This is a genomic window from Rhodoblastus acidophilus, assembly GCF_900187365.1.
GTDB lineage: Bacteria > Pseudomonadota > Alphaproteobacteria > Rhizobiales > Beijerinckiaceae > Rhodoblastus > Rhodoblastus acidophilus.
Map to the genome: position 1 here is coordinate 183097 of NZ_FYDG01000005.1, position 13348 is coordinate 196444.

At 66.3% G+C, this 13348-nt stretch carries 11 protein-coding genes; 3 read left to right on the forward strand and 8 right to left on the reverse strand.

What is annotated here, in order from left to right; all coding sequences use genetic code 11:
* Positions 1 to 25: 25 nt before the first annotated feature.
* The 8 genes from CFB24_RS12505 to hemC form a co-directional block, all read right to left on the reverse strand.
* Positions 26 to 889, reverse strand: a complete 864-nt coding sequence (locus CFB24_RS12505) for a F0F1 ATP synthase subunit gamma (protein ID WP_088520943.1) — start codon at positions 887 to 889, stop codon at positions 26 to 28.
* Positions 890 to 976: 87 nt separating this feature from the next.
* A complete protein-coding gene (atpA, locus tag CFB24_RS12510) occupies positions 977 to 2506 on the reverse strand; it encodes a F0F1 ATP synthase subunit alpha (protein WP_088520944.1) in 1530 nt (509 codons plus the stop codon).
* Positions 2506 to 3078: a F0F1 ATP synthase subunit delta gene (locus tag CFB24_RS12515; RefSeq protein ID WP_088520945.1), complete on the reverse strand. Its 573-nt coding sequence runs from the start codon at positions 3076 to 3078 to the stop codon at positions 2506 to 2508. The genes atpA and CFB24_RS12515 overlap by 1 nt, the downstream gene beginning before the upstream one ends.
* Before the next feature lie 203 nt (positions 3079 to 3281).
* Positions 3282 to 5540: a primosomal protein N' gene (locus CFB24_RS12520; protein ID WP_088520946.1), complete on the reverse strand. Its 2259-nt coding sequence runs from the start codon at positions 5538 to 5540 to the stop codon at positions 3282 to 3284.
* Positions 5541 to 5575: 35 nt separating this feature from the next.
* Positions 5576 to 8383, reverse strand: coding sequence for a preprotein translocase subunit SecA (secA, locus tag CFB24_RS12525; RefSeq protein ID WP_088520947.1), 2808 nt, complete (start codon positions 8381 to 8383; stop codon positions 5576 to 5578).
* Positions 8384 to 8593: 210 nt separating this feature from the next.
* Positions 8594 to 8968 (reverse strand): DUF2147 domain-containing protein, encoded by a 375-nt coding sequence (locus tag CFB24_RS12530; protein WP_158255192.1) that lies wholly within the window; start codon positions 8966 to 8968, stop codon positions 8594 to 8596.
* Positions 8965 to 9663, reverse strand: a complete 699-nt coding sequence (locus CFB24_RS12535; RefSeq protein ID WP_088520949.1) for a uroporphyrinogen-III synthase — start codon at positions 9661 to 9663, stop codon at positions 8965 to 8967. Before CFB24_RS12535 ends, CFB24_RS12530 begins: the two co-directional genes overlap by 4 nt.
* A 3-nt stretch (positions 9664 to 9666) precedes the next feature.
* On the reverse strand, positions 9667 to 10587 hold the full coding sequence (gene hemC / locus CFB24_RS12540; protein WP_088520950.1) for a hydroxymethylbilane synthase: 921 nt from the start codon (positions 10585 to 10587) through the stop codon (positions 9667 to 9669).
* 149 nt (positions 10588 to 10736) lie between these two features.
* Here hemC and tsaD point away from each other — a divergent pair, with 149 nt between their 5' ends.
* From tsaD to CFB24_RS12555, 3 genes are read left to right on the forward strand one after another with little or no spacing between them, the layout of a single operon-like run.
* Positions 10737 to 11807, forward strand: a complete 1071-nt coding sequence (gene tsaD / locus CFB24_RS12545) for a tRNA (adenosine(37)-N6)-threonylcarbamoyltransferase complex transferase subunit TsaD (protein WP_088520951.1) — start codon at positions 10737 to 10739, stop codon at positions 11805 to 11807.
* Positions 11807 to 12364 carry a phospholipase D-like domain-containing protein gene (locus CFB24_RS12550; RefSeq protein ID WP_088520952.1) on the forward strand — a complete coding sequence of 186 codons (558 nt, stop codon included), beginning with the start codon at positions 11807 to 11809 and terminating at the stop codon, positions 12362 to 12364. The genes tsaD and CFB24_RS12550 overlap by 1 nt, the downstream gene beginning before the upstream one ends.
* Positions 12361 to 13344 (forward strand): NAD(P)H-dependent glycerol-3-phosphate dehydrogenase, encoded by a 984-nt coding sequence (locus CFB24_RS12555; RefSeq protein ID WP_088520953.1) that lies wholly within the window; start codon positions 12361 to 12363, stop codon positions 13342 to 13344. The genes CFB24_RS12550 and CFB24_RS12555 overlap by 4 nt, the downstream gene beginning before the upstream one ends.
* Positions 13345 to 13348: the final 4 nt, after the last annotated feature.

A 13348-nucleotide genomic window follows, 5' to 3' on the forward strand; every position in this document is an offset into this window, starting at 1 on the left:
CTCGTCCTCACATTCTTTATGACGGTCAGAGCGCTTCGGCGCCCGAGATGATTTCGATCAGTTCCTTGGTGATCATCGCCTGACGCGACCGATTATAGATCGTCGTCTGCTTCTTGATCATTTCACCCGCGTTCCGCGTGGCGTTGTCCATGGCGCTCATGCGGGCGCCCTGCTCCGAAGCGGCGTTTTCCAGCAAGGCGCGGAAAATCTGCACGGAAATGTTGCGCGGCAGCAGGGTCGCGAGGATTTCCTCTTCGCTCGGCTCATATTCATAAGCGCCGGACAGGGAGGCGCCCGCGCCGACCTCGGCCGGAATGAGCTGCTGCGCGGTCGGAATCTGCGCGATCACCGAGCGGAATTTGGAATAGAACAGCGTGGCGACATCGAACTGGCCGTCTTCGAACCAGGCGATGATCTTGCGGCCGATCGGATCGGCGTTGTCGAAGCCGAGCTGACGCACCGAGCGAAGGTCCACGACCTCGACGATCTGTTTCTCGAACTGGCGCTTGAGCTGCTCAAAACCCTTCTTGCCGATGCAAAGGATTTTGACCGTCTTGCCCTCGGCCTGCAACGCCAGGATTTTCTCGCGGGCGAGGCGGACGATCGACGAATTGAAGCCGCCGCACAGGCCGCGCTCGGCGGTGGCGACGACCAGCAGATGCGTCTCGCTCTTGCCCGTGCCCGACAGCAGCGCGGGGCCGCCGCCGGAAATGCCGGAGGCGAGGTTCGCCAGCACGGTCTCCATGCGCTCGGCATAGGGACGCGCGGCTTCCGCGGCCAACTGCGCACGGCGAAGCTTTGCCGCCGCGACCATCTGCATGGCCTTGGTGATTTTTTGCGTCGCCTTCACGGAAGCGATGCGGTTACGAAGATCCTTCAACGAGGGCATAGTTTATCCGCTCGAAAACCGCCCGCGGCGCGAGGCCGGAGCTGTAAGGGGACGGACCCGTCACAATCGGACGGGTCCGGTTCGGATTCAGGCGAAGGACTTGGTGTAGCCCTCGATCACCGACTTCAGCTTGTCGGCGACATCGTCCTTGAGGTCCTTCGAGGAGCGGATCGCATCGAGGATTTCGCCGTGGCTGGTGCGCAGCAGGTTGAGGAGGCCCTCCTCATAAGCCTTGATGCGGGCGACCGGGAGGCCGTCGAGATAGCCGTTGACGCCGGCGTAGATCACCGAAACCTGCTCTTCCATCTTCAGCGGCGCGAACTGCGCCTGCTTCAGCAGCTCGGTCAGGCGCGCGCCACGGTTCAGCAGACGCTGGGTGGTGGCGTCCAGATCGGAGCCGAACTGGGCGAAGGCGGCCATTTCGCGATACTGGGCGAGCTCGCCCTTGATCTTGCCCGCGACCTTCTTCATCGCCTTGGTCTGCGCCGACGAACCGACGCGCGACACGGACAGGCCGACGTTCACCGCCGGGCGGATGCCCTGATAGAACAGATCGGTTTCGAGGAAGATCTGGCCGTCGGTGATCGAGATCACGTTGGTCGGGATGTAGGCCGACACGTCGTTGGCCTGGGTTTCGATCACCGGCAGAGCGGTCATCGAGCCGGCGCCGTTGGCGTCGTTCAGCTTGGCGGCGCGCTCGAGCAGGCGGCTGTGCAGGTAGAACACGTCGCCGGGATAGGCTTCGCGGCCCGGCGGGCGGCGCAGCAGCAGCGACATCTGGCGATAGGCGACGGCCTGCTTGGTCAGATCGTCATAAACGATCAGCGCGTGCATGCCGTTGTCGCGGAAATACTCGCCCATGGCCGCGCCGGCGAACGGCGCCAGGAACTGCATCGGCGCCGGGTCCGAAGCGGTGGCGGCGACGACGATGGAATATTCCATCGCGCCCTGCTCTTCCAGCACCTTCACGAACTGGGCGACGGTGGAGCGCTTCTGGCCGACGGCGACATAGACGCAATAGAGCTTGGCGCTCTCGTCCGTGCCCTGGTTCAGCGGCTTCTGGTTGAGAATCGAGTCGAGCGCGACGGCGGTCTTGCCGGTCTGGCGGTCGCCGATGATCAGCTCGCGCTGGCCGCGGCCGATCGGGATCAGCGCGTCGATGGCCTTGAGGCCGGTCGCCATCGGCTCATGCACCGACTTGCGCGGAATGATGCCGGGAGCCTTGACGTCCACGCGGGCGCGCTTCTCGGCGACGATCGGGCCCTTGCCGTCGATCGGATTGCCGAGCGCGTCGACGACGCGGCCGAGCAGGCCCTTGCCGACGGGAACGTCCACGATGGCGCCGGTGCGCTTGACGGTCTGGCCTTCCTTGATCTCGCGGTCGGAACCGAAGATCACGACGCCGACATTGTCGGCTTCGAGGTTCAGCGCCATGCCGCGGATGCCGTTCTCGAACTCGACCATCTCGCCCGCCTGGACGTTGTCGAGGCCGTAGACGCGAGCGATGCCGTCGCCGACGGACAGAACCTGGCCGACTTCGGTGATCTGGGCTTCATTCCCGAAATTCGCGATCTCATTCTTGAGGATCGCAGAGATTTCTGCGGCGCGGATATCCATCAGCCGACCTCTTTCATACGTGTGCGGAGCAAATTGAGCTTGGTTTTGAGCGAGGCGTCGACCATGCGAGAGCCAAGCTTGACGACGATGCCGCCAATGATCGAGGGATCGACCTTGACGTTGACTTTCACGGACTGGCCGCCGGCGACCTGACGCAGCGCGGCTTCGAGCGCGGCGGAACGGTCGGCCGAGAGCGGCGCCGCGACGGTGACCTGCGCCCGGGTGACGCCCTTGGCCTTGTCGTTCAGCGCGAGATAAGCGCGAATCATTTCAGGCAGGACGAACAGGCGGCGCTTGGACGCCACGAGCTTGATGAAATTGGCGGTGATGTCGCCATAACCGAACTGGTTGAGCAGCGCGGTGATCGCCTTCAACTGGTCTTCGGCGGAGAAAACCGGGCTGGCGACAAAGCGCTTCAGATCGGACGATTGTTCGATCATGGCGCCAAAATCGCCAAGCGCTTCGGCGACGGCGCTGGTGACGTTCCGTTCCTGAGCCAACTTGTAGAGGGCCTGGGCATAGCGTTCCGCAACGCCGGACGTCGGATTAACGGAGTCTTCGACTTCAGCCACGCGGAAAGGCCCCCTTTATGAAAGTCTGACATAAGCCCGCCGCGCCTGGGCGGCGCTGCAGCGGACAATCCTGTCTGGAGACGGCTGGATGACCCAAGGCGCTCCAACCGAAAGGCGGCGCTCACGTAACATAGGGCGCCCTGCGGCGCAACCCTGCGACGCCAAGCAAATTCGCAGCCTGCTACCAAATGACGACCTGAGCTTCAGAGAAAGCTTTGTGGGTCAACGTCGAGACTGACCTTCAAATCTTTGACCGGCTTGGGGCCGCGCGCGCGCATGGCGCGCAGGAACGCCTGAATATTCGCCTTGCGTGGCGCTTTTATCAGCAGACGGAAACGATACTTTCCGCGAACCATCGCGATGGGCGCTTCCACGGGACCGTAGACGGCGACATCGTCCGGCCCGGGGAAGGCGCCCGGCGCGGCCACGCTCCATCCGCCGCCTTCAGGCGGCCGGATCGCCGCCCGCGCCAGGGCGCGGGCGAACACTTCGGCGGCGGCGCGGTCGGAGCCGGAAACGACGACGCCGGCGAGCCGCCCGAACGGGGGAAGGCGCGCGAGGCGGCGCGCATCGGTCTCCTCCGCGTAAAAACGCTCGAAATCGCCCGACAGCAGCGCGCGCAGAACGGGATGGTCGGGCTGCCAGGTCTGGAGCAAGGCGCGGCCCGGCTTCTCGCCGCGCCCGGCGCGCCCCGCCACCTGGTTGAGGAGCTGAAACGTGCGCTCGGCCGCGCGCGGATCGCCGTTGGACAGGCCGATGTCGGCGTCGACCACGCCCACCAGCGTCAGATGCGGAAAATTATGGCCCTTCGCGACGAGCTGCGTCCCGATCACCAGATCGAATTTCTGTTCCGCTATCGCCTGCAATTCCGCGCGCATCCGTTCGGTCCCGCCGGGCATGTCGGACGACAACACCAGCAGGCGCGCCTCGGGCGCCAGCGCCGCCGCCTCCTCGGCCAGCCGTTCGACGCCCGGCCCGCAGGCCGAGAGGGTGTCAGCCTGCCCGCAAGCCGGGCAAACGTCGGGTCGGCGCTCGACATGGCCGCAATGATGGCAGACCAGCGCCCGGCGAAACCGATGTTCGACCAGCCAGGCCGAGCAATTCGGGCACTCGAATTTATGGCCGCAGGCGCGGCACAGGGTTAACGGGGCGTATCCGCGCCGGTTGAGGAACAGCAGGGATTGTTCGCCCTGGGCGAGATTGTGCTTCAGCGCCTCTTCCAGCGGGGGCGAAATCCACTTGCCCCGCGCCGCGCCATGCTGGCGCAGGTCGATCGCCTTGAGAGCGGGCATCTGCCGGCCGGCGAAACGGCTTGCCAGGCGCAAATAGCCGTATCGGCCCTGGCGCGCATTCTCGCGCGTCTCGATCGACGGGGTCGCCGAAGCGAGCACGACGGCGCAGCGCTCGATTCGCGCCCGCACCACCGCCATGTCGCGGGCGTGGTAGATGACCCCTTCCTCCTGCTTGTAGGCGGCTTCGTGCTCCTCATCGACCACGATCAGGCGCAAGTTCTGGAACGGCAGGAACAGGGCCGAGCGCGCGCCGGCGACGACCTTGGCCTCGCCCTCCGCCGCCGCGCGCCAGACGCGGGCGCGGCGGCGCGGCGTCAGTTCCGAATGCCATTCGGCGGGAGGAACGCCGAAGCGCCGGGCGAACCGGTCGCGGAATTGCGACGTCAGCGCGATTTCCGGCATCAGGATCAGCACCTGCCCGCCAGCGGCGATGGCTTCGGCCACCGCCTCGAAATAGACTTCGGTCTTGCCCGAACCGGTCACGCCCTCCAGCAGGATAGGCTTGAATTCATGTTGGCGCGCCGCCTCGCGCAGCGCGGCCGCCGCTTGCTCCTGGGCGTCGGACAGGCCGGCGCGATAAAAATCGGGATCGGGCGCTGCGGTCTTTTCCGGCCCCAGCGCCACCGGCTCCAGCGCGCCGTCGTCGATCAGGGCGTCGATCACGCTGGCCGAGACGCCGGCCAGCCGCGCCAGCTCCGCCTTGCTGACGGGCGCGTCGGCCGGCAGCGACGCCAGGGCGCGCCGCCGCGCCTCGGTCAGCCGCGCCGGCGCCGCGCCGGTGGCGCGCAGGCCGATTCGCACCGGCTCGGCCCCGGCCTCGACCGCCGCATGGGCGGCCATGCGCAGCGCCATGCCGCGCGGCGCGACGGTCCAGGTCGCCACCCAGTCGAGAAAGTCGCGCAGTTTTTCCGGCAGCGGCGGGAAATCGAGGCGCGATTCGATGCGTTTCAGATTGGCGCCGGAGCCGGCGCCCAGCCCCCAGACGACGCCGTAAGTCTTGCGCGCGCCGAGCGGCACCGCGACGAAATCGCCGGGGGCCACGCGGACCTCCGGCGGAATGGCGTAAGAATAGGTCTGATCGACGGCGACGGGGACCAGGACTTCGGCGACAGCGCAAGGCTCAGGGCCTCGCGCGCAGTCCCCGGCTTCATGCGCTCGCGCGCGGTCCATGGTCCGCTCCGCGGCGGTTCAGCCGCCGGCGCCGCTCACGCGACGGCGCCGTGACAATGCTTGTACTTTTTGCCCGAACCGCAGGGGCAAGCCTCGTTGCGGCCGACGCGGCCCCAGCTGTCCGGGTTGTTCGGATCGCGCGGCGCAGCGGGCTCCTCGCCGGCCAGCGCGACGGGCGTGAATTCGCCGGAGGCGATGGCGGCGTTGATGCCGGCGAGCGCTTCCTCGTCCTCGCCGGTCGCCGGGTCGACATGCGACCCGAACATCGGCGGCGGCGTCAGGCCGGGCGGCGGCTCCACGCTGACTTCGACGCGCATGAGCTGCGCCGTCACGACTTCGCGCAGCTTGGTGATCAAGCCGTCGAACAGATCGAACGCCTCGGACTTGTATTCGTTGAGCGGGTCGCGCTGGGCCATGCCGCGCCAGCCGATCACCTGCCGCAAATGGTCGAGCACGACGAGATGCTCGCGCCACAAATGGTCGAGCGTCTGCAGCAGCACCTGCTTCTCGACATAGCGGGTCAGCGCGGTCGAATTTTTCTGCTCGCGCGCGGCGTAAGCTTCTTCGGCCGCCTTTTCGATGCGCTCGCGCAACTCCTCGTCGGCGATGCCCTCTTCCTTGGCCCAGTCGGCCAGCGGCAGCTCCAGATTGAGCTGCGCCTTCACCGCCGCGTCGAGCCCGGCGATGTCCCAGGCCTCGGGATAGGCGTCATGCGGCACGTGCTCGCTGACGAGGTCTTCCACCACGCCGTCGCGCATCTCGGCGATGATGTCCTCGATGGACTCCTGGGCCATCATGTCGCGGCGCTGTTCGAACACGACTTTGCGCTGGTCGTTCATGACGTTGTCGAACTTCAGCACGTTCTTGCGCATGTCGAAATTGCGCGCTTCCACCTTCTGCTGCGCCTTTTCCAGCGCCTTGTTGATCCAGGGGTGGACGATGGCCTCGCCTTCCTTGAGTCCCAGCTTGACCAGCATGGTCTCCATGCGGTCGGAGCCGAAAATCCGCATCAGGTCGTCCTGCAGCGACAGGAAGAATTTCGACTTGCCGGGGTCGCCCTGGCGGCCGGAGCGCCCGCGCAGCTGGTTGTCGATGCGGCGGCTCTCGTGGCGCTCGGTGCCGACGATATAGAGACCGCCGGCGGCGATGGCTTTCTGCTTGAAATCGGCGATTTCGGCGCGAAGCGCCTTTTCCTTCGCCGCGCGCGCCTCGCCTTCAAGCCCGGCGCATTCCAGGCGCAGGCGCATGTCCATATTGCCGCCGAGCTGAATGTCGGTGCCGCGACCCGCCATATTGGTCGCGATGGTGATGGCGCCGGGCACGCCGGCCTCCGCCACGATATAGGCTTCCTGCTCATGGAAGCGGGCGTTCAGAACCGCGAAATTCTTCGAGGGCTTGCCGGAGCGCGCGCCTTGATAAAGCTTGTCGAGCGCGCCGGGCGCGCCGAAGTCGATCACCTTGTAGCCGCGCGCCTTGAGCCGGTCGGCCAGCTGTTCCGACTTTTCGATCGAGGTGGTGCCGACCAGCAGCGGCTGCGCCTTGGCGTTGGCGTCCTCGATTTCGGCGATGATCGCGTTGAGCTTCTCTTCCTGCGACCGATACACTTCGTCGTCAGCGTCGATGCGCGCCACCGCGACATTGGTGGGGATCTCCACCACGTCGAGACGATAGATTTCGGCGAATTCATTGGCCTCGGTCGAGGCCGTGCCGGTCATGCCGGCGAGTTTTTTGTATAGACGGAAGTAATTCTGGAAGGTGACGGTGGCGAGCGTGACGTTTTCGGGTTGGACCGTGACGTTTTCCTTGGCTTCCAGCGCCTGGTGCTGGCCTTCGGAATAGCGGCGGCCCGGCATCATGCGTCCCGTGAATTCGTCGATGATGACGACTTCGCCGTTGCGGACGATATAGTCCTTGTCGCACGCGAACAGTTTATGGGCGCGCAAGGCCTGATTGACGTGGTGGACGAGCGTCACATTGGCGGCTTCGTAAAGCGACCCCTCGGTCAGCAGTCCCGCGCCGCGCAGAAGCTCCTCGACATGCTCGTTGCCCTGTTCGGTGAGGGACACGGCGCGCTGCTTCTCGTCCAGCTCGAAATCGCCATCGGTCAGATTGGGGATGAGCTTGTCGATGGCGGTGTAGAGATCGGACCTGTCTTCGGAAGGGCCTGAAATGATCAGCGGCGTGCGCGCCTCGTCGATCAGGATCGAATCGACCTCGTCGACGATGGCGAAGACATGGCCGCGCTGAACCATCTGGTTCAGCTCATATTTCATGTTGTCGCGCAGATAGTCGAAGCCGAACTCGTTGTTCGTGCCATAGGTGATGTCGGCGGCGTAGGCCTGGGCGCGTTCGCTGTCGCTCAGGCCATGGACGATGACGCCGACGCTCAGGCCGAGGAAATTGTAGACGCGGCCCATGTTTTCCGCGTCGCGGCGGGCGAGATAGTCGTTGACGGTCACGACATGCACGCCCTTGCCGTCAAGGGCGTTGAGATAGCAGGCCAGCGTCGCGACCAGCGTCTTGCCCTCGCCGGTCTTCATTTCGGCGATGGCGCCTTCGTGCAGCACCATGCCGCCGATCAGCTGCACGTCGAAATGGCGTTGTCCCAGCGAGCGCTTGGCCGCCTCGCGGACGGTGGCGAAGGCGGGAACCAGCAAATCGTCGAGCTTGGCGCCGTTGGCGAGCTGGGCGCGGAATTCATCGGTGCGGGCGCGCAGCGCCTCGTCCGACAAAGCCGCGACCTCCGGCTCGAGCGCATTGATCTCCGCAACCCTCGGCTTGTAGCTTTTCAAACGGCGGTCGTTGGCGGTGCCGAAGATTTTTTTGGCCAGGCTTCCGAACATTCCAACGATCCTTCATACGACGCCTGTCAGGCTCGCCCCAATGTGGGCAGCGCTCCGCAAAGCACAAGGAGCGCCGCCCGATTGCACAGCCATGCGACGCTTCAAAGCAGGCGCTTCGGACGGTAAACAGCGAAAATTTCGCGCGCCGGAGGAATAAGAGCGGGGCGCCGGCTTGTCAACGCGAAGGCATTGGCGCCTCGCTCCAAGATTTCATTCGCGCCGCCAAGTCTCGCCGCCGCAGAAACCGTTCGGCAGGCAGCCCTTGACCTTGAGACGGTCTCCGTTCAACGAGATTTCGCCGTGATAGGTCTTGCCGTCGTCGATGTTGAAAATCGCGCCGCGCCAAATCTCGCCCTCCTGGCGCAGGCCCAGCAAAATCTTGGTGCCGACCACCGATTTCGCGCCCGCGGCCGGCGCCGGGGCGGCGGCGACATAGCCGCAAACCGCCTTGCCGCACGCCTTGATGCGAATGATCGCGGACCCGTCCGCCACCCGCCACAAGCCCAACGGATTCGCCGGCGCCTGGGCCGCCGCCGGAGCGAGGGAGAAACCGCAGGCGACGGCTGCGACCACCAGGATTTTCATGTCGTCTTGACCCCCAATGAGGCGCGATGTTCGCCAATCAAGGTCATTAAACATTCTTCGGTCGGTTGAGAAGCGGTGAAAATGGTTATTGCGCCGGCGCAACGCGCGCAAATCCGCGCGACGGCGGGCGACAGGCAAAAATGCGCGAGGCGCGGCCACATCTCGCCGGTCAGTTTTGCGGCCAATTCGGCGCTGCGCGGAGAATAGTGCAGGATCCCGTCGATTCCACCTTCTGCGAGCGCGGACATAATGTCGCGGGGCCAGGCCGCAACCGGGCGCGCGGCGTAGACTTCGACAAGATCGACGCGCCATCCCGCCGCGCGCAACCGGGTTTCAAGATCGGCGCGGCGCTCTTGCCCGGCGAGATAAAGCGCCGTCCTGGGCGAAGCGTCCTTCAGAAGGGCGTCCGCCAACCGTTCGGCGTCGGGCGCCGTCGCCGCGACGGAGAAACCGGCGCGCCGTCCGGCGGCCGCCGTCTTTTCCCCCACGCAGACCAGCGGCGCCTCGACCGTATAGGACGGCAGCAGCGCGCGGGCGCTGGTCGCGATCACCAAATCGAACGGACCCGCCGGCGCGACGGCGCCGGTCGGAGCGATGTCGAGAACCGGCGCGAGCACCGGTTCATGGCCCAGCGCCGTCAACCTTGCGGCGGTGCGCGCCGCCTCGTCAACGGGACGCGTCACCAGCAGCCGCATGGGTCAGAACGCCAGAATGTCGCTCGGCGCGTCGGCGAGGATTTTTCGCGCCGCCTGCTCGCCAAGGGAAGCCGCCTCGGACACCGGCCCCTCGATTCGCGCGTCAAAAGCCTGCGAGCCGTCCTTGCGCAGGACGAGACCGTAGAACTTGAGCTGATCGCCCGAAACCGTGGCGTGGCCCGCGATGGGCGTGCGGCAGGAGCCGTCGAGCACATGCAGGAACGCGCGCTCGGCCGTCAGGGCGTATCCGGTCGCGGGATCGCAGATGGCGGCGACGTCGGCCAGCAGCTGCTTGTCCTGCGGACGCGCGGTGATGGCGATGGCGCCCTGGCCGCAAGCCGGCGGGAACTCGTCCAGCGAGAGGATCGACGTCACCTTGTCGGCGAGGCCGAGGCGGCGCAGGCCGGCGAGCGCCAGCAGGGTCGCCGCGAATTCGCCGCTGGCGACCTTGTTCAGGCGGGTCTGCACATTGCCGCGCAGCAATTCGATCTGCAGATCGGGACGCAAGCGGCGAATCATCGCCTGCCGGCGCAGCGAGGCCGAGCCGACGCGGGCGCCCTGCGGCAGTTCAGCCAGAGTGGGGGCGGCGCCGCCGATGAAGGCGTCGCGGACGTCTTCGCGCGGCAGATAGCCGGCGACGATCAGACCCTCCGGCAGAAGGGTCGGCAGATCCTTGGCGGAGTGAACGCAGATATCGACCTGACTATCGAGCTGAGCCTGATCGAGCTCGCGGGTGAAAAGCCCCTTGCCGCCGGCTTCGCTCAAGGCGCGATCCAGAATTTCGTCGCCCATCACCTTGATGATGCAGATCTCGAACGCGTCTTCCGACGTCTTGAAATGCGCGGCGAGACGCCGGCGGGTTTCATAAGCTTGCGCAAGCGCCAGAGGGCTGCCGCGCGTCCCGATTTTTAGCCGGACGGTCAAGACGAAACTCCAGAAATGTTGTTTGCGGTTTTCTTTTCTTCGGGTGCGGGACTATAGGGAAAAGAGTCCGGCGACGGAAGCGGAGCCGCCTCGGTAATTGGCCATTTTTTTTGCAACGTGGCGTTTGGTCGCGTTCAGGGGAGCCGTCAATGCAAGCCAGCCTGCGCGTGCTCGGCATCGAAAGCACCTGCGACGAAACCGCGGCGGCGGTGGTGGAAGCCGATTCCGACGGACGCGGACGGATCCTGTCCAACGCCGTGTTGAGCCAGATCGCCGAACATGCGGCCTATGGCGGGGTCGTGCCGGAGATCGCGGCGCGCGCCCATGTCGACGCGCTCGACCGGCTGATCCGGCGCGCGCTGGAGGAGGCGGGCTGCGGCCTCAAAGACATCGACGCCGTGGCCGCCGCCGCCGGCCCCGGCCTGATCGGCGGCGTGATGGTCGGCCTGACCACCGGCAAGGCCATCGCCTTGGCCGCCAACAAGCCGTTCGTCGCGGTCAACCACCTCGAAGGCCATGCGCTGACGCCGCGCCTGACCGATGGAATCGATTTTCCCTATCTGCTGCTGCTGGTCTCCGGCGGGCACAGCCAACTGGTCTCGGTCGAAGGCGTCGGCGACTATCGCCGTCTCGGCTCGACCGTGGACGACGCCCTGGGCGAAGCCTTCGACAAGGCGGCCAAACTGCTGGGCCTGCCCTATCCCGGCGGCCCCAAGGTCGAGTTGGCCGCGCAAAAGGGCGATCCCGAACGCTTCGATCTGCCCCGGCCGATGGCGGGGCGGCGCAATCCCGATTTCTCCTTTTCCGGCCTGAAGACCGCGGTGCGGCAGGAGGCGGAAAAGCTCGCGCCGCTTACGGTGGGCGACGTCTCCGACCTCTGCGCCTCGTTCCAGGCCGCCGCCGTGGACGTGGTGGTGGACCGCTGCCGGGCGGCGCTGCGGCTGCTCGCCGACCAGCCCAAGCCGCCGACCGCGCTGGTCGCCGCCGGCGGCGTCGCCGCCAATGGCCCGATCCGGCGCGGACTGGCGCGGCTGTGCCTTGAAAGCGGGCTGAAGCTGGCGCTGCCGCCGGTCGGCCTGTGCTCGGACAACGGCGCCATGATCGCCTGGGCGGGGCTGGAGCGTTTCCGTCTCGGCTGGACCGACGGCATGGACTTCGCCGCCCGGCCGCGCTGGCCGCTCGACAGCCGTCAGGACCCGCGCTGGCACGGCAAGGCGTAATGCGCGGCAAGACGATCCTGATCGCGGGCGCCTTGCTCGTGGCGCTGGCCGCACCCAAGACATTTTTGCAGCCCACATCTCCGGTGACGGCGCCGGTCCGGGTCGCCTATGGTCCGAGCGACGGGTTCGAGGCCATCGATCCCGACCTCATCAACCGGGCGAAAGACCGGATCGACATGGCCGCCTATGTGCTCAGCGACCGGAAAATCATCGAAGCCCTGTCGGAGGCGGCGTCGCGCGGCGTCAAAATCCGCATTTATCTCGACCCCGAGCAATTCCGTCGCATCGCGTCCGGCAATGAAAATATGTTAGCTCTGGTCAACCAGCCCAACGTAAGCGCCCGAATCAAGGCCGAGCAGAACGACATGATGCATTTGAAAACTTTCGCCGTGGACGGCCGCTGGCTGCGCACGGGTTCGGCCAATTTCTCCTGGAGCGGCGAGCGCCGGCAGGACAATGACATTGTGGTGATCGACAGTCCCGAACTGGCGCAGGACTTCTCCCGTCATTTCGACCGCATCTGGGCGCGGCGCGACAATCGGGAGGCCGCGCGATGAAGACTCTCGCCGTTCTCGGCGCCGGCGCCTGGGGCACCGCGCTGGCCAACAGCGCCGCGCGCAACCACGACAAGGTGTGGATCTGGGCGCATGAGCCCTGGCTCGCGGCGGACATGCGCAAGGACCGCGAAAACAAGGCGCGCCTGCCCGGCGCGCCGCTGGCCGATTGCATCGAGCCGACCGACGACCTCGATTGCGTGCGCGAGGCCGACCATATTCTGATGGTGACGCCCGCCCAGGTGGTGCGCTCGGTTTGCGTTTCTCTGAAAGGCCGGCTGCGGCCGGACTCCGTGGTGGTGAGCTGCGCCAAGGGCATCGAGCGCGGCACGGGTCTCTACATGCGCGAGGTGCTGGCGGACGTGCTGCCGGATCAGCCGGGCGCCGCTCTGTCGGGACCGAGCTTCGCGGAGGACGTCGGGCGCGGCCTGCCCACGGCGGTCACGCTGGCGGCCGACCGCATCGAACTGGCGGAAATGCTCAGCGACCGGCTGGCTTCGCCGCATTTCCGGCTTTACCGCTCGGACGATCTGAAAGGCGTCGAAATCGGCGGCGCCGTGAAAAACGTGCTGGCCATCGCCTGCGGCGTCACCATGGGACGCGGCCTCGGCGCCAGCGCCCATGCCGCGCTGCTGGCGCGCGGCTTCGCGGAACTCCGGCGATTCGCGCTGGCGCAGGGCGCCAAGACCGAAACGCTGATGGGCCTTTCGGGACTCGGCGACCTCGCGCTGACCTGCTCCTCGCCGCAATCGCGCAATTATTCGCTGGGCTTCGCCATCGGACAAGGCGAAAAGCCGCAAGTCGCCGGACGCGGCGCCCTCACCGAGGGCGCGTGGACGGCGCCGATTCTCACCGCCAAGGCGCGCAGCCTCGGCGTGGAAATGCCGATCGCGGAAGCGGTGCAGGCGATCCTGGAGGAGCGCACCGCAGTCGCCGACGCCATCGGCGCGCTGATGAGCCGGCCGTTCAAGGCCGAGGGATAGCGCG

Bases quoted from the DNA above. Each gene is read 5' to 3' on its own strand.
- CFB24_RS12505 (WP_088520943.1), bottom strand. From the start codon at position 889: ATGCCCTCGTTGAAGGATCTTCGTAACCGCATCGCTTCCGTGAAGGCG.
- atpA (WP_088520944.1), bottom strand. From the start codon at position 2,506: ATGGATATCCGCGCCGCAGAAATCTCTGCGATCCTCAAGAATGAGATC.
- CFB24_RS12520 (WP_088520946.1), bottom strand. From the start codon at position 5,540: ATGGACCGCGCGCGAGCGCATGAAGCCGGGGACTGCGCGCGAGGCCCT.
- secA (WP_088520947.1), bottom strand. From the start codon at position 8,383: ATGTTCGGAAGCCTGGCCAAAAAAATCTTCGGCACCGCCAACGACCGC.
- CFB24_RS12530 (WP_158255192.1), bottom strand. From the start codon at position 8,968: ATGAAAATCCTGGTGGTCGCAGCCGTCGCCTGCGGTTTCTCCCTCGCT.
- CFB24_RS12535 (WP_088520949.1), bottom strand. From the start codon at position 9,663: ATGCGGCTGCTGGTGACGCGTCCCGTTGACGAGGCGGCGCGCACCGCC.
- tsaD (WP_088520951.1), top strand. From the start codon at position 10,737: ATGCAAGCCAGCCTGCGCGTGCTCGGCATCGAAAGCACCTGCGACGAA.
- CFB24_RS12550 (WP_088520952.1), top strand. From the start codon at position 11,807: ATGCGCGGCAAGACGATCCTGATCGCGGGCGCCTTGCTCGTGGCGCTG.
- CFB24_RS12555 (WP_088520953.1), top strand. From the start codon at position 12,361: ATGAAGACTCTCGCCGTTCTCGGCGCCGGCGCCTGGGGCACCGCGCTG.